The 17,730-nt window shown below is 70.9% G+C and carries 20 protein-coding genes; 5 read left to right on the plus strand and 15 right to left on the minus strand.

The genetic code is table 11. The annotated features are described in order from the left end of the window. Positions 1 to 10 precede the first annotated feature (10 nt). The 4 genes from HH310_RS36415 to HH310_RS36430 all read right to left on the minus strand — a co-directional run bounded on the left by HH310_RS36415 (position 11) and on the right by HH310_RS36430 (position 2,460). Entirely contained in the window at positions 11 to 613 is a 603-nt protein-coding gene (locus HH310_RS36415; RefSeq protein WP_169180280.1) for a class I SAM-dependent methyltransferase, read from the minus strand. Positions 614 to 664: 51 nt separating this feature from the next. Beyond that, complete coding sequence (locus HH310_RS36420; RefSeq protein ID WP_169180281.1) at positions 665 to 1,519, minus strand: TIGR03089 family protein; 855 nt, start codon at positions 1,517 to 1,519, stop codon at positions 665 to 667. Positions 1,520 to 1,529: 10 nt separating this feature from the next. Further along, positions 1,530 to 1,811, minus strand: coding sequence for a peptidoglycan-binding protein (locus tag HH310_RS36425; protein WP_169180282.1), 282 nt, complete (start codon positions 1,809 to 1,811; stop codon positions 1,530 to 1,532). 91 nt (positions 1,812 to 1,902) lie between these two features. Then, complete coding sequence (locus tag HH310_RS36430) at positions 1,903 to 2,460, minus strand: DUF732 domain-containing protein (protein WP_169180283.1); 558 nt, start codon at positions 2,458 to 2,460, stop codon at positions 1,903 to 1,905. A 332-nt stretch (positions 2,461 to 2,792) separates the two neighbouring features. On the opposite strand from HH310_RS36430, the gene HH310_RS36435 reads away from it, so the two are divergent. Further along, on the plus strand, positions 2,793 to 3,710 hold the full coding sequence (locus tag HH310_RS36435; RefSeq protein WP_169180284.1) for a S1C family serine protease: 918 nt from the start codon (positions 2,793 to 2,795) through the stop codon (positions 3,708 to 3,710). Here HH310_RS36435 and HH310_RS36440 read toward each other — a convergent pair. The 11 genes from HH310_RS36440 to paaN form a co-directional block, all read right to left on the minus strand. Then, a complete protein-coding gene (locus HH310_RS36440) occupies positions 3,682 to 5,145 on the minus strand; it encodes an FAD-dependent monooxygenase (protein WP_169180285.1) in 1,464 nt (487 codons plus the stop codon). The genes HH310_RS36435 and HH310_RS36440 overlap by 29 nt on opposite strands. 72 nt (positions 5,146 to 5,217) lie before the next feature. Then, the gene (locus HH310_RS36445; RefSeq protein WP_169180286.1) at positions 5,218 to 5,838 is read right to left on the minus strand and encodes a TetR/AcrR family transcriptional regulator; all 621 of its coding nucleotides are present in this window, start codon (positions 5,836 to 5,838) and stop codon (positions 5,218 to 5,220) included. A gap of 53 nt (positions 5,839 to 5,891) precedes the next feature. Continuing rightward, positions 5,892 to 6,950, minus strand: a complete 1,059-nt coding sequence (gene paaE, locus HH310_RS36450) for a 1,2-phenylacetyl-CoA epoxidase subunit PaaE (protein WP_169180287.1) — start codon at positions 6,948 to 6,950, stop codon at positions 5,892 to 5,894. 1 nt (position 6,951) lies between these two features. After that, positions 6,952 to 7,461 carry a 1,2-phenylacetyl-CoA epoxidase subunit PaaD gene (paaD, locus tag HH310_RS36455; protein ID WP_169180304.1) on the minus strand — a complete coding sequence of 170 codons (510 nt, stop codon included), beginning with the start codon at positions 7,459 to 7,461 and terminating at the stop codon, positions 6,952 to 6,954. After that, positions 7,458 to 8,333 carry a 1,2-phenylacetyl-CoA epoxidase subunit PaaC gene (paaC, locus tag HH310_RS36460; protein WP_211193055.1) on the minus strand — a complete coding sequence of 292 codons (876 nt, stop codon included), beginning with the start codon at positions 8,331 to 8,333 and terminating at the stop codon, positions 7,458 to 7,460. The genes paaD and paaC overlap by 4 nt, the downstream gene beginning before the upstream one ends. Positions 8,334 to 8,385: 52 nt before the next feature. Further along, complete coding sequence (gene paaB, locus HH310_RS36465) at positions 8,386 to 8,685, minus strand: 1,2-phenylacetyl-CoA epoxidase subunit PaaB (RefSeq protein ID WP_211193056.1); 300 nt, start codon at positions 8,683 to 8,685, stop codon at positions 8,386 to 8,388. Next, the gene (paaA, locus tag HH310_RS36470) at positions 8,678 to 9,619 is read right to left on the minus strand and encodes a 1,2-phenylacetyl-CoA epoxidase subunit PaaA (RefSeq protein ID WP_169180288.1); all 942 of its coding nucleotides are present in this window, start codon (positions 9,617 to 9,619) and stop codon (positions 8,678 to 8,680) included. The genes paaB and paaA overlap by 8 nt, the downstream gene beginning before the upstream one ends. Then, the gene (locus HH310_RS36475) at positions 9,616 to 10,497 is read right to left on the minus strand and encodes a 3-hydroxyacyl-CoA dehydrogenase family protein (protein ID WP_169180289.1); all 882 of its coding nucleotides are present in this window, start codon (positions 10,495 to 10,497) and stop codon (positions 9,616 to 9,618) included. Before HH310_RS36475 ends, paaA begins: the two co-directional genes overlap by 4 nt. Further along, a complete protein-coding gene (locus HH310_RS36480) occupies positions 10,494 to 11,231 on the minus strand; it encodes an enoyl-CoA hydratase/isomerase family protein (protein WP_169180290.1) in 738 nt (245 codons plus the stop codon). The genes HH310_RS36475 and HH310_RS36480 overlap by 4 nt, the downstream gene beginning before the upstream one ends. After that, positions 11,228 to 12,430 carry a thiolase family protein gene (locus tag HH310_RS36485; RefSeq protein ID WP_169180291.1) on the minus strand — a complete coding sequence of 401 codons (1,203 nt, stop codon included), beginning with the start codon at positions 12,428 to 12,430 and terminating at the stop codon, positions 11,228 to 11,230. Before HH310_RS36485 ends, HH310_RS36480 begins: the two co-directional genes overlap by 4 nt. After that, a complete protein-coding gene (gene paaN / locus HH310_RS36490) occupies positions 12,430 to 14,118 on the minus strand; it encodes a phenylacetic acid degradation protein PaaN (protein WP_169180292.1) in 1,689 nt (562 codons plus the stop codon). Before paaN ends, HH310_RS36485 begins: the two co-directional genes overlap by 1 nt. A gap of 99 nt (positions 14,119 to 14,217) precedes the next feature. Here paaN and paaI point away from each other — a divergent pair, with 99 nt between their 5' ends. The 4 genes from paaI to HH310_RS36510 form a co-directional block, all read left to right on the plus strand. Further along, positions 14,218 to 14,595 (plus strand): hydroxyphenylacetyl-CoA thioesterase PaaI, encoded by a 378-nt coding sequence (gene paaI / locus HH310_RS36495; RefSeq protein ID WP_169180307.1) that lies wholly within the window; start codon positions 14,218 to 14,220, stop codon positions 14,593 to 14,595. Then, positions 14,592 to 15,179: a TetR family transcriptional regulator gene (locus tag HH310_RS36500; RefSeq protein ID WP_169180293.1), complete on the plus strand. Its 588-nt coding sequence runs from the start codon at positions 14,592 to 14,594 to the stop codon at positions 15,177 to 15,179. The genes paaI and HH310_RS36500 overlap by 4 nt, the downstream gene beginning before the upstream one ends. Positions 15,180 to 15,212: 33 nt before the next feature. Continuing rightward, positions 15,213 to 16,514: a phenylacetate--CoA ligase PaaK gene (paaK, locus tag HH310_RS36505; RefSeq protein ID WP_169180294.1), complete on the plus strand. Its 1,302-nt coding sequence runs from the start codon at positions 15,213 to 15,215 to the stop codon at positions 16,512 to 16,514. 23 nt (positions 16,515 to 16,537) lie between these two features. Continuing rightward, positions 16,538 to 17,730 (plus strand): glycoside hydrolase family 3 N-terminal domain-containing protein (locus HH310_RS36510; RefSeq protein ID WP_248294767.1); only part of this gene is annotated, 1,193 nt, incomplete at its 3' end.

The following is a 17,730-nucleotide window of genomic DNA, read 5'->3' on the forward strand; positions in this document are numbered from 1 at the left end:
GCGCCGGTTGTCAGTCGGGGCGCTGGGCCAGGGCGAAGATCTGGCTCTCCGGTGCGCCGGCGGGCGGGGTGAACTCCACGGTTTCGATGCTCACCACCGCGAAGCCGTGCGCCTCCAGCAGCGCGGCCAGATCGTCCTTCAGGTAGCCGGAAACGGTCACCGGCACGCCCAGGAAATCGAACGGGAGGCCGTCGCCGTCGAAGTTCACCATGCCGATGCCGAAGTAGCCGCCGGGCTTCAGCCAGCCGGCGACCTTGTCCAGCGTCCGTTCGATGTCGGCCCTGCTCAACATCAGCAGCGAGAAGAACGCGGTCACGGCCTCGAACCCGCCGAAGTCGTCCGGCAGCTCGGTGAAGTCGGCGTGCACGAACTCCGCGTCCGGCACCTGCTCGCGCGCCAGCCGCAACATGCCGGTCGAGATGTCCACTCCGATCACGCGGTGATCAGTCTCGGACAGGATCTTCGCCGTCGGGATGCCCGTGCCGCAGCCGAGGTCGAGGACCGACGTGCCGGACGGGAGCAGCCGGTTGATCCGCTCGATCAGCGCCGACTGGAAGGGATTACTGCCGTGCTCGCCCTGGTAACGCTCGGCGAGTTGATCGAATACCGCCATGCGCGGCCACGCTACGCGGCCCCGGCGATCTCCACCTCCGGGAGGGGCCGGTCAGCGCATCACGCGAGTGATCTTCTCCGAGGCGATGACGGAGTCCAGGCGTACGGGATCGATGTTGTCCGCCAGCACCACCGAGGCACCGGCGGACAGCGGCGCGAGCAGCCAGGTCAGCGGTTGCTCGGTGGCCGAGACGTCGACCAGCACGCGATCACCGGCCCGGATCCCGTTCCGGCCGGCGATCTCCACGGCCAGCGCGCCGTATTCGCCGAACGTGGTGCCGGCGTCCCCCGCCGCGTCCGCAGCCCCGGCAGCGAACCGAGGAGCATCCGCCCCGAGATGCGGCCGCACGGCGGTCACAAAGTCCCGGTACTCATCCGGAATATCCGAAAAATCGGAATTGTGGACGGGAGCGCCGCCGGTAACGTGCGCTGATCCCTGGCAGCGCGCTGAACCTTGGTCGTGCGCTGACCCCTGGTCGTGCGCTGACCCCTGGTCGTGCGCTGACCCCTGGTCGTGGGTGGATCCCTGGTCCAGCCACCCGCGATCGGGCGCTCCCGGCCGGAACAGCGCGAACTGATGCCGCGCCGCCGGCACCGCGTCCAGCCAGCTGCCGATCCGGCTGAACGCCACGAACGACGCGTCCACCTCCGGGCCGGCCGGGGACAGTCCCGCCGTGGCCCACCCGCGGAACGACACCTCGATCCCCACCGACCAGGCCCCGAGCAGCACCACGGCCGTCTGCCAGTGCGGCGGCAACAGCACCGCGACCCGCGCCCCGGGTCCGAGCCCGCACTCCGAGCTCAGCAGCGAGGCGGTCGCTGCCGTCCACCGCCCGACCTCGGCCGCGTCGAGACCGACCCGCTCCCCGGTGGCCTCGTCGCGATAGGTCACCAAGGTCTCGGTCACACCGGACACCCTATGCGGCGAGCGTCCGGCGAAGGTCGCGCACCTCCTTGGCGTACCGGGAAAGCACATGCACCGTCCGCGGCCCGGCCACGCCGTCCGGCCGGAGCCCGACCCGCGCCTGGAATTCGCGCAGCGCCTCGGCCAGCGCCTCGTCGCCGTCGCCCACCCGCACGCCAAGGTCGGCGAGCAGGGTGCGCAGGCTCGCCGGGTCGGCCGACGGCGGCGGCTCGGACCAGCCGATCAGTCCGCCCACGGCCGTGCCGACCAGGCTGAGCATTCGTCGAGCTGTCATCGTCACCTCCTGCTGGGCTGCGGGGTTCCAGCCTGAGGCGTGCGCCGCCGGACAGCATCCGACTCGAGTCCTGTCTTGGCGCCGACCGGTTCTAACTTTTGGCCGAGAGTCGGCACGCGTTGTCCCGGGCCAGCACCACCAGCTCGCGGGCGTCCCGTTCGCCCACCCCGTACCCGGTGATCGCACGCGCCACGACCGATTCGCGCTTGCCCGCGGCCAGCGAACGGCAGGCGATCTCACCGAGCTCGGCCACTTCGTCGTCGCGCCGGTCCACGACGAATTGCGGCATTTGTCGCTGCACCGCCGCCACGAACCGCCCGCTCGACGGCAGCTCAACGTGCAGTCGCTTGGCGGGCGACCGGCGCGGCGCGGCCTTCGTCAGCGCCGGCTCGGGTGCCGCGAGCGCCGGCGCCGAGGTCGTTTCCCCCGGTACGCCGGTGACCCCGCCCCCGGCCGGCGCCACAGCAGTGGTTTTGTCCGAGGACGGCGAGCACCCGGCCACCGCAAGCAGGACGACGACCAGCGCGGCAACCCTCACCGACGAGCCGCCGCCGCAGAAGCCGCAGCTGCCGCGGAAGGCGAAGCCCCAGCAGCCGCCGAACCCGGCTCGCAAGCCGACGCCGCACCCGAGCGGCAAGCCGACGCCCACCCGGCTCCGGGTGCGGCCGGCCGCAACCGCACCCCCTCGGGAATGCCAGGGCCGAACGGCTTGCGCTCGACGATCGTCGGCCCGATCCGGGCCGGCGCGTTGGCCCGCACCGTCAGCGGCGCGACCGATTCCTCACGGGGTTCCGGGGCTAAAGTCACCGGCCGACCCTAGGGGCCCCGCTCACCGGATCGGCCCGCCGCGCCCACGGACGGTGCATGACCGAACCCGTCCGGGTGACCCACCGCATACAGCGAACCCCCAGCCGCCTCACCGCGAACGAACAAACTCCCGAGCAATCGTTGTCGCATCACGGAAGGAATCGAGGCGTCGCCATGACCGATCTGATGACCCGGCCCAACCCGAACGACCACGATGAGAACTCGCCCGGCGACCACCCGGACGCCGGCGACAACCTCAACGGTCCCGACGACGACAGCGTGACCCCGCCTCCGCCGCCGCCACCGCCGTACGGGGAAAGCTCGAACCCGGGTCGCTGGCCGCGCCGGATCGCCGGTGGCGCCGCGGTGCTGGTGTTAATCGGTGGCGGCGGGGTGGCCGGCGGCGCGATCGCCGACCATTTCGCCGGAAATCAGGCGTCGCCGATGAGCGCCTCCTCGGCCGGCGGCAGCGTCGTGGAGAGCAACGACCTGGCCGCGGTCGTCGACAAGGTGCAGCCCAGCATCGTCACCGTCATGGTCGACGGCGCGCAGTCGTCGGTCCTCGGTTCGGGCGTCATCCTCAACGCGAACGGGCTGATCCTCACCAACAATCACGTGATCGCCTCGGGCGGCACGGTCAGTGTCCGGCTCTCCGACGGGCGTACGATCCCGGCCAAGGTTGTCTCCGCCGACACCCAGCGTGACCTGGCGTTGGTGCAGGCGACCGGGGTCTCCGGGCTCACCCCGGCCACGTTCGGCAACGACGACAGCGTCGCCGTCGGTGACAGCGTTCTCGCGTTCGGCGCCCCGCTCGGCCTGGCGAACACGGTGACGTCCGGCATCATCTCGGCGCAGAACCGCAGCGTGAACACGGGCAGCGAGAAGCTGACCGGCCTGCTCCAGACCGACGCCGCGATCAACGAGGGCAACTCGGGCGGCGCGCTGGTCGACCTCTCGGGTCATGTGGTCGGGATCAACGTGGCGATCGCCACCGCGAGCCAGACCGATCAGGGCAGCATCGGCCTGGGCTTCGCGATTCCCTCCAACACGGTGGTCAACGTGGTCAAGCAGCTGCAGAGCCGGGCGCGCTGAACCAGCGCGTCATCGCCCGGCGCAGCGCGGCCGGATCCGGCGTCGCCTCCCGTGACGCCCATGCCACGTAGCAGTCCGGCCGCACGAGCAGCGCCGTCGCCCCGTCCAGCGGTGTGCTGATCACGTCGACCCGGTCCCGCCAGGGCGCGGCCACCGGGGCCAGCGTCCCGGTGTTGTCCACCAGCAGCGGCCGGCCCGACCGGGTCGCCTCGCCGAGATCCGGTCCGAAATGCCCGGCCAAAGCAGACGTCTCCCCCATGTCGTACGTGACGTCGGATCCCGCGATCAGCCCGGCCAGGCGCCGCACCACCGACGGCTCGCTCAGCAGCTCCCCGAACAGCACCCGCAGCGCGGTGATCTCCGGACCGGGCCCGACCAGCGCGGTTTGCGCCTGCGTGTGCATGGTCACGCGTTCGGCGGCGGGCCGCCGCTCGCTCTCGTAGGTGTCGAGCAGCCCCTCCGGCGCCCATCCGCGCACCGCCGCCGCGAGTTTCCAGCCGAGATTGGCCGCGTCCTGCAATCCCAGATTGAGGCCCGGCCCGCCGATCGCACCATGCACGTGCGCCGCGTCGCCGACCAGGAATACGCGTCCGTCCCGATATCGATCCGCGATCCGAGTGTTCCGCCCGGAGGTGCGGCGTAGCAGATCGCCTTTGTCGCTCGGCCCGAACGGAATATCGAATCCGGCGACGTACGCGAATGCCTCGCGAAGCTCCTCGATCGTGAACGGCGCATCCGGCTCGGGAATGTTGAGAGTGCTGACGCTTATCATGGACGGACCGTTCGGGAATGGCGCGTAGGCGATCAGTCCGCGTTCGGTACGCTGATGCAGGAAAGGCGGGATGACGCCGAATCCGGGCACCCGCAATCCGCCCCGGTCGACGTATTCCGCCGGGACGCTGACATGCGCCACCCGGGAGACGGTCCGGTCGGTGGTCACGCCCGGGAAATCGATGCTGGCCAGTTTGCGAACGGTGCTGTGGCCGCCGTCCGCGCCGATCAGATACCGGGTCTCGCGGCCGTCGTCGAGCACGACCCGGTCGTCCTTCTGCGTGAACCCGCCGAGCTCCCGCCCCTTCTCGATGACGACGCCCAGCTCCAGCGCCCGTTCCGCCAGCATGGCCTCGATGCGCCGCTGCGGCACCAGAACCGTGTATACCGGGTTGTCGCTCAGCTCGCTCAGCCCCAGGGGATACGCCGCGAACATGAAATTCGGCGCCGGTTCGGGTGGTTTCCCGTCCCCGGTGAGCCGTTGGTAAAGGCCGCGCCGCTCGAACAACCGCACCACTTGACCGACCATTCCATTGGCGCGCTGCTCACTCAACTCACCGGTGCGCTTCTCGAGCACCAACGGGCGTACACCGGAAAGCGCAAGCTCACAAGAAAGCATGAGCCCATTGGGTCCACCACCGGCGATGACAACGTCAAATTCCATGACCAAACCCCTTTTCCCGTACGCGACGGGTCCGCCCGGCAAACGCAACAGGTTCGCCCCGGGCTCTGGATTTCAGACGCGCGGCACCGGCAATCCGGCGGACACCTGCGAAAGCGCGTCGACAAGTAGCTGTTGAATTCCGGTTTCCGCGCCCGCGCCGTTCAGCGAGAAATGCTGGGAGGCGACATTGTTGGCCGCCATCACCACCGCGGCCACGAGCTTCGGATACATGTCTGCGGCCGGGTCCGTGCCGGTCCGCTCGCCAACCGCATCCGCGACCGCGGCCTCCGCCGTCGCCGACGCCCGCAACGTCTCCGCCTGCACCGCCGGAACCGACATCATCAGCCGCAGCCCCGCCGCCCAGACCTCGCGATCGGGCCGCGGATGCGCGGTCACCTCAGGCCCCGCCACGAACTGCGCCAGCACGGCCGCGGTGATCGCCTCCCACAACGGCTCGGCGGCCGGCCGCGCCCGGAGGTCCTCCGCGATCAGCAGGCACCGATCAAGGTGCCGGGACGCCACCGCTTCGGCCTTGCTGGAGAAGTAGTTGTTGAACGTCCGTGGCGAAACCTCGGCCTCGGCAGCGATGTCCTCGACGAGCACGTGCTCGTACCCGCGCTCCACGATCAGCCGGATAGCGGCCCAGCTCAGCGCCGCCCGCGTAGCCAGCTTCTTCCGCTCCCGAAGTCCCATGCCCCGAGACTAGCGAAAACTGCGTGCCCCGCAAAGATGCGGAGCCCGCACCTTTATTCGTCGTACGTGACTGTGACCTTTTCGGACACCGGGGTGGACTGGCACGTCAGGACGAAGCCCTTCGCCAGCTCGCCCGGCTCCAACGCGAAGTTCCGGCGCATCGACACCTCGCCCTCGACGACCCGGGCCCGGCACGTCCCGCACACCCCGCCCTTGCACGCGAACGGCAGATCCGGCCGGGACCGCTGCGCCCCCTCGAGCACGGTGTCGCCCTCGGCCACCGTCACCGTCGTGGAGCGGCCGTCGAGCAGCACCGTAACCTCGCTGCTCGGGCCGTCGGGGCGGCGTTCCGGGCGGTGCGGCTCGGGCGGCGCCTCGTCCACCCAGAACAGTTCCCGGTGGATCCGCTCCGGCGCCACCCCGGCCTCGCCCAGCACCTCGATGGCGTCGGTGACCATCCCGAACGGCCCGCACAGCCACCAGTGGTCCACCGCGGCGACGTCGAGCAGCAGCGGCAGCAGGGTGCGCATCTTGTCCCCGTCGAGGCGGCCGCTGAGCAGGTCGACCTCGCGCGCCTCGCGGGACAGCAGATGCACCAGCTCGAGCCGCGACGGATGGGTGTCCTTCAGGTCGGCCAGCTCCTCGGCGAACATCACCGTGTCCGCCCGCCGGTTCCCGTACAGGATGCTCACCTGCGCCGCCGGGTTCCGCAGCAGCGACGACACGATCGACAGCACCGGCGTGATCCCCGACCCCGCCGCGATCATCACGTGCCGACCGCCGGCCTCGACGTCGGGCGTGAACGTCCCCGACGGCGGCGCCACCTCGACCGGGTCACCGACCCGCACCTCGTGCACCAGCCAGTTCGAGATCAGTCCGCCCGGGACCTCCCGCACCCCGATGCGCGGGCGAGCCCCGGCGGCCGCGCAGATCGAGTACGACCGGCGCTCGTCCGACTCGTCCGACGGCCGGCGCACGGTGAGCGACTGACCGGGCCGGAACGCATACGCCCCCGCGAGCTCGTCGGGCACGTCGAACGTCACCGCCACCGCGTCGTCGCAAAGCCGCTCGACGGCGGCGACCCGCAACGTCTGAAACTCGCGGACCGCCACGTCAGATCTCCTTCACATGCTCGAACGGTTCCCGGCACGCGGGGCATCGGCGCAGTTCCCGGCACGCGGTAGCACTGAACGCCGCGATCTGCTCGGTGCCGGCATGCCCGCACCGGGGACAGGCGACGTCGTCGCGCCGCCGCCCGAGCACGAGCGGCACCGGTCCGGCGCCCCGCTTCGGCGCCGTGCCGGGCGGCGCGATCCCCGCGGCCGCCAGCTTGGCCTTGCCGGCCGGCGTGATCCAATCGGTGGTCCAGGCGGGCGACAGCACCGTCCGCACGTCCACCAGGCCGAACCCGGCCCGCCCCAGCGCCGCCACGACGTCATCCCGAATGGCCACCATGGCCGGACAGCCCGAGTACGTAGGCGTGATCGCCACGTCGACACCGCCGTCCGCCCGCACCCGCACGTCGCGCAGAATCCCGAGCTCGGCGAGCGTGACCAGCGGCAGCTCGGGATCGACGACCGCACCAGCGACGCGGGCCGCCTGTTCAGCCGCGACGCCGTTCACCACGCACCGTCCGGTATGGCCCTGGCCAGCTCCTGCATCTCGCCGAGAATCTCCCCCAGCGCCGCGGTATGCATGCCGTCCCGCCCTCTGCCGGGCTCCACAGCCGTCGCGGCGCGCAGACGCAGCGTGGCCGCCGCGACGACCTCCGCCATGACCGCGTCGAACTCGGCGCGCAACGAGGCCGGCTCGACAGCGATCCCCCGACCCGCCAGCCGACGCTCCACCTCATGCGTCTCGAACAGCTCACCCACCAGCGGATACACCGCGTCGACCGCCGCCTGCACGCGCTCGTGCGACACCGGCGTACCGTCCCCGAGCCGCACCACCCACTGCGCCGCGTACTCCCGGTGGTACGTCACTTCCTTGACACCCTTCGCGCCGATCGCCGCCAGCACCGGATCACCCGACGCGGCAAGGCGGTCGAGCAGCGCGAGCCGCCACGTGGCGAACACCAGCAGCCGTGCCACCAGATGGGCGAAGTCGTCGTCCGAGCGTTCGGCCAGCAGCACATTCCGGAACTCGTGCGGGTCCCGCAGGTACGCCAGCGTGTCCTCGTCCCGGCCCGAGCCCTCGGCCTCGCCGGCCCGGGTCAGCAGCAGCCGTGCCTGGCCGAGCAGGTCCAGCCCGATGTTCGCGACGGCGAGCTCGTCCTCCAGCTCGGGCGCGCGGGTCACCCACTGCTGCAACCGATGCGACATGATCAGGGCGTCGTCGCCCAGCATCAGGCAGTACGCCGCGAGGTCGGCCCGATCCACCCCGTCCGGGATGGCGGTGGGCACCCCGGCGAGCGGGTCGGCGAATCCCGTCCCGTACGCCCAGCGCGCGTCGTCGTCGTGATCGGTGAGTGCCCCGTAGGCGTCATCGAAGGACATGATAACCAGCCTTTAGTCCGCTTTTGGGTGGTGGCGGGGTGGTTGGACGGGCTTAAATGTGGGGAACGGAGTCGGGAATGGAGTAATACGTCGGATGCCGGTACACCTTGTCGCCGCTGGGCGCGAAGAACGCGTCCTTGTCCTCCGGCCCGGACGACACCACATCCGCGGAGCGCACGACCCAGATGCTGACGCCTTCGTTGCGCCGGGTGTAGAGGTCACGCGCGTGGTGCAGCGCCATCTCGTGGTCGGCCGCCCGCAGCGACCCGACGTGCACGTGGTTGAGACCGCGTTTGGCCCGCACGAACACCTCGAACAACGGCCACTCGTGCCGGATCTGCTCGTCACTCATGGGTGGTCTCCGTCCGCTTCGCCGCGTGGGCCGCGGCCGCCTCGCGCACCCAGGCGCCGTCCTCGTCGGCTCGCCGCCGGTGGGCGATCCGTTCCGCGTTCATCGGCCCGTCGCCGGAGATCACCCGCTTGAGCTCGGACCAGTCGATCTCACCGAAGTCGTGCCGCCCGCGCTCGGAGTTCCAGCGCAGATCCGGGTCGGGCAGCGTGACGCCCAGCGCCTCGGCCTGCGGGACGGTCATGTCGACGAACCGTTGCCGCAACTCGTCGTTGGTGTGCCGCTTGATCTTCCAGGCCATCGACTGTCCCGTGTTCGGCGAGTCGGTGTCGGGCGGCCCGAACATCATCAGCGACGGCCACCACCACCGGTTCGTCGCGTCCTGCACCATCGCGCGCTGCGCCTCGGTGCCCTTCATCATCGTCATCAGCAGCTCGTAGCCCTGCCGCTGATGGAACGACTCCTCCTTGCAGATCCGGATCATCGCCCGCGCGTACGGCCCGAAGGAGCTGCGGCACAACGGCACCTGGTTGCAGATCGCGGCGCCGTCGACGAGCCAGCCGATGACGCCGACGTCGGCGAACGAGAGCGTCGGATAGTTGAAGATCGACGAGTATTTCTGCCGGCCCTCGATCAGCCGCCGGGTCAGGTCGCCGCGGTCGGCGCCCAGCGTCTCGGCCGCCGAGTACAGATAGAGCCCGTGCCCGGCCTCATCCTGCACCTTGGCCAGCAGGATCGCCTTGCGCCGCAGCGTCGGCGCCCGGGTGATCCACGCGCCCTCGGGCTGCATGCCGATGATCTCGGAGTGCGCGTGCTGGGCGATCTGCCGGATCATCGTCTTGCGGTAGCCGTCCGGCATCCAGTCGCGCGGCTCGACCCGCTGGTCCTTCTCGATCGTCTCGGCGAACGTGCGTTCACCGGTCGCGAGGTCAGTCATGACGCCCCCCAGCTGAAGAAGCCCTGTCCCGTCTTGCGGCCCAGCTCGCCCGCGGCCACCTTGTCGAGCAGCAGCCGCGGCGGGGCGAACCGCTCACCCAGCTCGCGGTGCAGATGCTCGGCGATGGCCAGCCGCACGTCGAGGCCGACCAGGTCGGTGGAGCGCAGCGGACCCATCGGATGGCGGTAGCCGAGTTCCATCGCGCGGTCGATGGCGGCCGCGTCGGCGACACCTTCCTCGAGCATGCGAATCGCTTCCAGACCCAGCAGTACGCCCAGACGACTCGTCGCGAAGCCGGGCGAGTCACGCACCACGACCTCGGTCTTACCCAGCCCGGCCACCCACGAGCGGATCGCCTCGCGCACGGCCTCGCCGGTCTGCGGCCCGACCACGACCTCGACGAGCTGGCTGACCGGAACCGGGTTGAAGAAGTGCATGCCGCCGAAGCGCTCCGGCCGGCGCAGCCCCTCGGCCAGCCCGCCGATCGACAACGAGCTCGTGTTCGTTGCCAGCACCGCCTGCTCACCGACCGCGTCCTCGGCGGCGGTCAGCACCCGGATCTTCAGCCGGGCGTCCTCGGGCACCGCCTCGACGACCAGGTCGGTGTCGGGCGACAGGGCGCTCACGTCGTCGACCATGATGAGCCGGTCGAGCACCGAGTCGGCGGTCTCGGCGAGCTTGCCCTTCTCGGTGGCGCGCAGCAGACCCATGGCGACCCGGTCGCGGGCCGCGGCGGCCGCCGCCGGATCACGCTCGACGAGGCAGACCACCGAGCCGGCCACCGCGAAGACCTGCGCGATCCCGGAGCCCATGCGGCCGCCACCGATCACGCCGACCACCTTGGGCACGGCGGCGGCGGGCGTCGCCGGGGCGGTCACGACCGGCCCCCGGCCAGGAAGGCGTCCATGCGGCTGCGTTTCTCCGCCGAGTCGAACAGGATCGCCTGGGCCAGGTCGTCGGTGACCGGATGACCGCCGGGCGCGTCCGCGACGAGTTTCGTCAGGCGCAGCGCGAGCTCGCCGGAGCGCGCCATCCGGTCGAGCAGGGCGTGCGCCCGCTTGACCAGGTCGTCGGCGGGGACGACCTCGGCGACCAGCCCGAGCCGGTGCGCGTCGTCGGCGTCGAGCCGCCGGCCGGCGAGCAGGACCTGCTTGGCGACCGAGGCGCCGACGAGGTCGCGCAGCCGCCAGCAGGCCCCGGCCGCGGCGAGAATGCCGAGGCCGGGCTCCGGGTTGCCGAAGACGGCGGCCGGCGACGCGAGCCGGATGTCGCACGCGTACGCCAGTTCGGCTCCGCCGCCCAGCGCGTAGCCGTCGACGGCGGCCACGGTCGGCAGCGGAAGCCGCGCAATCCGGTCGAATAATCGGCTGTTGATGCCTTGCAACGCCTGATCGCGGCCGCGTTCGCGCAGTTCACCGATGTCGGCGCCGGCCGCGAACGTGCCGCCGTCACCGGTGAGCAGCAGCAGCCGCGGCCGCTGCTCCAGGGCCGTGCAGACGTCGTGCAGCTCGCCGACCATCGCCGCGTTGATGGCGTTGCGGGCCTGCGGCCGGCGCAACGTCACCACCACCCGGTCGTCGAGCTCCTCGACCAGGAGCGTCGTCGCGCTCACGGCCGCTCCAGCAGCATGGCCACACCCTGGCCGACCCCGACGCAGAGCGTGGCGAGGCCGCGGCGCGCGTTCTCGCGCTCCATCCGGCCCAGCAGGGTGACGGTGATGCGCGCGCCCGAGCAGCCGAGCGGGTGGCCGAGCGCGATCGCGCCGCCGTCCGCGTTGACCCGCTCCTCGTCCAGCTTGAGCCGGCGGATGACGCCCAGCGACTGGACGGCGAACGCCTCGTTCAACTCGACCGCGTCGAGATCCCCGACGCCCCAGCCGGCCCGGGTCAGCGCCTTCTCGGTGGCGGGGACCGGGCCGAGACCCATGAGCTGCGGGGGCACCCCGGCGCTGGCCGCGGTGACGATCCGCGCGCGCGGGACCAGGCCGTAGCGCTCGACGGCCTCCTCGCTGGCCACCACCAGGGCGGCCGCGCCGTCCGAGAGAGGCGACGACGACCCGGCGGTGACCACGCCGCCGGCCCGGAACGCCGGCTTCAGAGCGCCCAGCTTCTCCAGCGTCGAGCCGCGCCGCGGGATCTCGTCGGTGGTGACGTCGCCGGCCGCGACGATCTCACCGGCGAACCGGCCCGCGTCGATCGCGGCGATCGCCCGCTGGTGGCTGCGGAGCGCGAACGCGTCGCTCTCGGCGCGGGTGATGCCGTCGAGGGCGGCGACCTCCTCGGCCGTCTCGCCCATGCTCAGCGTGACCCGGCGGTCCTCGGGGCGGGTCCCCGCGGCGCGGTCGTGCTCGGTGAACGCCGGGTTGGTGAACCGCCAGCCCAGCGACGTGTCGACCACCTCGCCGGGACGCGCCCACGGGGTGCCCGGCTTCTGCATGACCCAGGGCGCCCGGGTCATCGACTCGACGCCGCCGGCCACGACGATGTCGGCCTGACCGGCGCGAATCGTGTTGGCCGCGGAGACGATCGCGGTCAGGCCGCTGGCGCACAGACGGTTGACCGTGTAGCCCGGCACGGAGTCGGGCAGGCCGGCGAGCAGCGCGGCCATCCGGGCCACGTTGCGGTTGTCCTCACCGGCCTGGTTGGCGGCGCCGAGCACGACCTCGTCGACGGCCTCGCCGGGAACGCCGGCCCGGTTCACGGCCTCGCCGACGACGAGCGCGGCGAGGTCGTCGGGGCGGACGCCGGCGAGCGCACCACCGTACTTGCCCTGTGCGGTGCGGACGCCGCCGACCAGGTATGCCTCAGACATCAAACTTCCTCCGTTGCCGGAACGTGGTGACGGGACTGCAGCGTGAAGAACCGGCCAGTGACGAAGTAGTCATCGGTCAGCGACGCCGTCGCGGCCGGGTTGGCCCCGGTGCCGTGCAGGTCGCCGAACGCCGCCGTCTGGTTGACGAAGACGCCGCCCGTCAAGTTTTCCGACAGATGAACGCCGGCGTCGAGCGCCGCCTCCCGCGCGGAGGCGAGAACGCCGGGTGAGATCGAGTACACCGAGGCGGTCAGCGCGCCGTGCGCCCGGACGGTCTCGGTGAAGATGCGCAGGCTGTGCTCGGTGGAGTCGGTGGTGATCACGAACGAGACCGGGCCGAAGCACTCGCGCGTGTAGGTCTTCTCGTCCGCCGCGTCGAGGCGCGCCAGCACCGGCGTACGGATGGTGGCGCCGGGATATTGCTCGTCGGCGACCTCGGCCGACGCCCGGATCACGTCGGGGAGCGTGCCGGCCTCGGTGAGCCGGGCGAGCACCCCGTCGTTGACGATCGCGCCGAGCGTGCCGGCCGCGCGTTTCGGGTCGCCGAGCAGCTTGTCGATCGCGGCGGCCAGGTCGGCGCCGAACTCCTCGGGGCTGCGGTGCCCGGCGTCGGTCTCGATGCCCGAGCGCGGGACCAGGATGTTCTGCGGGGTGGTGCACATCTGGCCGCTGTAGAGCGAGAGCGAGAAGGACAGGTTGCGCAGCATGCCCTTGTAGTCGTCGGTGGAGTCGACGAGCACGGTGTTGAGCCCGGACTTCTCCGTGTAGACGACGGCCTGGCGGGCGTTGGCCTCCAGCCAGTTACCGAAGTCGCTGGAGCCGGTGAAGTCGACGATCCGCACGTCCGGGTGGGTGGCCAGGGTGGCGGCGATGCCGTCGCCCCGCTCCTCCACGGCGAGGGTGACCAGGTCGGGGTTCAGGCCCGACTCGGCGAGCACCTCGCGGCAGATCTGCACGGTGATGGCCAGCGGCAGGATCGCGCCCGGGTGCGGCTTGACGATCACCGGGTTGCCGGTAACCAGGCTCGCGAACAGGCCCGGATAGCTGTTCCAGGTGGGGAAGGTGGTGCAGCCGATGACCAGGCCGACGCCCCGGCCCACGACGGTGGAGGTCTTGGACAGGCGTAAGGGGTCGCCGCCGCGCTGCGGCTTGGTCCACTCGGCGGTCGCCGGCATCCGGGTGGAGGCGGCCAGCGCGTACGCCACCGCCTCGAGGGCGCGGTCCTGCGCGTGCGTGCCGCCGGCCTGGAAGGCCATCACGAACGCCTGGCCGGTGGTGTGCTGGACGGCGTGCGCCATCTCGAAGCTGCGCGCGTTGATCCGCTTGATGATCTCGGCGGCCACACCGGCACGGCCCTGCGGACCGGCGGCACGCCAGGCCGGGGTGGCGGCGCGGGCCGCGGCGACCAGGGCGAGCGGATCGGCCTTCGGATAGCTGAGGCCGAGCTCGATCCCGTACGGCGAGCGCTCGGTGGACACGGTACCGGTGGCGCCGGGCACCTCGATCGGGAACGGTTTGCCGAGCAGCGCGGTGAACGCGCGCTCCCCGGCGGGCGCGGCGTCCTCGCCGTAGACGGACTTGCTCGGAGACTCGGGATAGGCCGACCAGTAGTCCCGGGCCTGGGTGGCCCGGACCGCCTGGTCCAGCAGTTCGCGATGCGTCTCGTACCACTGGGCGGGGCTTGTCATCTGCGCTCCATTGCGGTTGGCTGTCCTCATTATCTACCGTCCGGTCGGTCGGTAATCAACCCCTGGGGGTGAAGGTTGGCACGCACCGCCGCTCACGAGATGTTCGACCGGGACACCGCGTCCAAGGCCCTCGGGATCGAGCTGCTCGACGCCGGGAACGGCGAGGCCACGCTGCGGATGCGGGTCACCGGCGACATGCTCAACGGGCACGCGATGACGCACGGCGGCTATGTCTTCATGCTCGCCGACACGGCGTTCGCGTGTGCCTGTAACAGTCATGGTCCGGTGACGGTCGCGGCGGGGGCCGACATTTCCTTCGTGCGCCCGACCAAGGCGGGTGACGTCCTCATGGCGTACGCGAAGGAAAGAGTGACGCGAGGTCGCAGCGGGCTCTACGACGTCACCGTGACCTGCGAGGGCGACGTGGTCGCCGAGTTCCGCGGCCGCAGCCGCACGATCGGGGAGCGGGCTTCGTGACCGCCCCGCGCCGGCGTGGCCGTCCGGGCAACGACCTGGACACCGTGCTGGCCGCCGCGGTACGCCTGTTCAACGCGCGCGGATACGACGCCACCAGCATGTTCGACATCGCCGAATCGCTCGGCATCACCAAATCGAGCGTCTATCACCACATCAACGGCAAAGAGCAGTTGCTGCAGATGGCGATGGATCGGGCGCTCGATGGGCTGTTCGAGGCGGCCGCCGAGGTCGAGGCGCTCGAACTGCCCGCCATCGAACGCCTCGAGCAGCTCATCCGGCGCAGCGTGCTGGTGCTCGCCGACCGCTTCGAATATGTGACCGTTCTGCTCCGGGTGCGCGGCAACACCGCCGCCGAGCAGCACGCCCTGTCCCGCCGGCGCGACTTCGACGCCGTCGTCACCGAGCTCGTCAAGCAGGCCCAGGCCGAGGGCGGCGTACGCCCCGACGTCGATCCCGCGACCGCGGCCCGCCTGCTGCTCGGCATGGTCAACTCGCTCACCGAGTGGTACCGCCCGCGAGCCGGCGGCGCCGCGGCCATCGCCGACACCGTCACCACCATCGCCTTCGAGGGGCTACGCAGCTGACTTCGAGGGCTACGCGGCTGAGAGGAGCCCGCCGTGCAGGACCGCACCCCCCGCGCCGAGGATCTGGAGCCGATCGAGCGAGCCTCCGTCGACGAGCTCCGAGCGGTGCAGCTCGACCGGCTGCGCTGGTCACTGCGGCACGCCTGGGCGCACGTACCGGCGTACCGGAAGATGTTCGATGAATTTCAGACCCATCCGGACGATCTGCACGATCTCTCCGATCTGGCGAAATTTCCGGTCACCGACAAGGCGGTGCTGCGCGCCAACTACCCGTTCGGGATGTTTGCCGTCCCACGCGAGCAGATCGCCCGGTTGCACGCCTCGTCCGGCACGACCGGCCGGCCCACCGTGGTCGGCTACACCCAGGACGACCTGCGCACCTGGGCGCGGCTGATGGCGCGATCGATCCGTGCCTCCGGCGGGCGGCCCGGCGATCGGGTCCACGTGGCGTACGGCTACGGGCTGTTCACCGGTGGTCTGGGCGCGCACTACGGCGCCGAGGAACTGGGCTGCACGGTGATCCCGGTGTCCGGCGGCATGACCGAGCGGCAGGTCATGCTGATCCGCGATTTCGAGCCGGACATCATCATGGTCACCCCGACATACCTGCTGGCCATCGTGGACGAGATGGACAAACAGGGCATCGATCCGCGGGCGACGTCGCTGCAGGTCGGCATCTTCGGCGCCGAACCGTGGACCGACGAGCTGCGCACCGAGATCGAGACCAGGCTCGACATGCACGCCCTGGACATCTACGGCCTGTCCGAGGTCATGGGGCCCGGCGTCGCGAACGAATGCATCGAGACCAAGGACGGCCTCACACTCTGGGAAGACCATTTCTACCCGGAGATCATCGACCCGCTGACCGGCGAGGTGCTGCCCGACGGCGAGACCGGCGAGCTGGTGCTGACCTCGCTCACCAAGCAGGCCATGCCGGTGGTCCGCTACCGCACCCGTGACCTCACCCGATTACTTCCGGGCACCGCGCGCCCGATGCGCCGCATCGCGAAAATCACCGGACGCACCGACGACATGATCATCCTGCGCGGCGTCAACCTCTTCCCCACCCAGATCGAAGAGCTCATTCTCCGTACGCCCGCACTGGCCCCGCATTTCCAATGTGTCCTCACCCGCGACGGCCGGATGGACGCGCTGCGAGTGCTGGTGGAACGCCGGTCCGCTGCCGATCCGGCCGCCGCCGAGTCCGCGGGCCGTGACCTCGCCGCCGCCGTGAAGAACACGATCGGTGTCACGGTGGCCGTGGAGGTGATCGAGCCGGACGGGGTGGAGCGGTCGATGGGCAAGATGCGGCGGATCGTTGATCAGCGCCGTTGACCGACCCGCTAGCGTGGGCGCCGATGAAACGCAAAGGTCTGTGGATGCCGGCAGTGGTTCTGGTCGCGGCGGTCGCCGGATGTCAGTCGAGCACGCCGGCGATAACCGCGCTGCCCAGTGAACCGCCGCCGCCGTCGTTCCCGAACGTCGAGGCGACCCGCACGTCGGCTTCGCCCGCCACCACCACCGGGGACTGCGTCACCGACACGCTCACCAAGTTCTCGCTGGAACAGCAGGTCGGCCAGGTGCTCATGATCGGCACCACGGTGAACGCCCCGGCTTCCCTCGACGACACCGTGCAGAAGTACCACCTGGGCGGCGTCTTCCTGCAGGGCCGCAGCACGCACACCGCGGCCCAGCTCCGCTCCGGCATCGCCGACCTGCAGAAACAGGCCGAGACGCCGGTGCTGATCGCGCTCGACCAGGAGGGCGGCGACGTCCAGACGCTGAAGGGGCCGGACTTCCCGATCATCCCGTCCGCGTTCACGCTGGGCGCCGGGCCGTCGGCGAAGCTGAAGGGGACGGTGGCGGACAGCGCGAAACGGCTGCACGGCATCGGCGTGACCCTCAACCTCGCGCCGGTGGCCGACACGGTGCCGACGAGTGTGGGCAAGGCGAATCCGCCGATCGGCGCGTTCAACCGGCAGTACGGTTCCGACCCGGCCAAGGTCGGGGCCGCCATCCGTACGGTCGTGCCGGCCTCGCAGAACGCGGGCGTGCTGACGATGCTCAAGCATTTCCCGGGGCTGGGACGGGTGCGCGCGAACACGGACACGTCGACCAAGGCGGTCGACGACGTGGCCACGACGACCGATCCGTACCTGCAGCCGTTCGCGGACGGCATCAAGGCGGGCTCGGCCGGTGTGATGATCTCCTCGGCCTCGTATCCCAAGCTCGACGACAAGACGATCGCCGCGTTCTCCAAGCCGATCATCACCGACCTGCTGCGCAAGAAACTCAAATTCAGCGGCCTGGTGATGTCGGACGATCTGGGTGCCGCCGACGCGGCCGAGATCGTCCCGCCGGGCGAGCGCGCCGTACGCTTCATCGGGGCCGGTGGCGACATGGTGCTCACGATTCAGGGCTCGGACGCGGCGCCCATGTCGTCGGCACTGCTCGCCAAGGCGCAGAGCGACAAGGCGTTCCGCACCCGCCTGACCGATGCGGCCCGGCACGTGCTGGCCGCGAAGAAGAAGGCCGGCGTCCTGCGCTGCGG

The sequence above is a fragment of the Actinoplanes sp. TBRC 11911 genome (assembly GCF_012933445.1).
Classification (GTDB): Bacteria; Actinomycetota; Actinomycetes; order Mycobacteriales; family Micromonosporaceae; genus Actinoplanes.

Bases quoted from the DNA above. Each gene is read 5' to 3' on its own strand.
- HH310_RS36415 (WP_169180280.1), bottom strand. From the start codon at position 613: ATGGCGGTATTCGATCAACTCGCCGAGCGTTACCAGGGCGAGCACGGC.
- HH310_RS36425 (WP_169180282.1), bottom strand. From the start codon at position 1,811: ATGACAGCTCGACGAATGCTCAGCCTGGTCGGCACGGCCGTGGGCGGA.
- HH310_RS36435 (WP_169180284.1), top strand. From the start codon at position 2,793: ATGACCGATCTGATGACCCGGCCCAACCCGAACGACCACGATGAGAAC.
- HH310_RS36440 (WP_169180285.1), bottom strand. From the start codon at position 5,145: ATGGAATTTGACGTTGTCATCGCCGGTGGTGGACCCAATGGGCTCATG.
- HH310_RS36445 (WP_169180286.1), bottom strand. From the start codon at position 5,838: ATGGGACTTCGGGAGCGGAAGAAGCTGGCTACGCGGGCGGCGCTGAGC.
- paaC (WP_211193055.1), bottom strand. From the start codon at position 8,333: ATGTCCTTCGATGACGCCTACGGGGCACTCACCGATCACGACGACGAC.
- paaB (WP_211193056.1), bottom strand. From the start codon at position 8,685: ATGAGTGACGAGCAGATCCGGCACGAGTGGCCGTTGTTCGAGGTGTTC.
- paaA (WP_169180288.1), bottom strand. From the start codon at position 9,619: ATGACTGACCTCGCGACCGGTGAACGCACGTTCGCCGAGACGATCGAG.
- HH310_RS36485 (WP_169180291.1), bottom strand. From the start codon at position 12,430: ATGTCTGAGGCATACCTGGTCGGCGGCGTCCGCACCGCACAGGGCAAG.
- paaN (WP_169180292.1), bottom strand. From the start codon at position 14,118: ATGACAAGCCCCGCCCAGTGGTACGAGACGCATCGCGAACTGCTGGAC.
- paaI (WP_169180307.1), top strand. From the start codon at position 14,218: ATGTTCGACCGGGACACCGCGTCCAAGGCCCTCGGGATCGAGCTGCTC.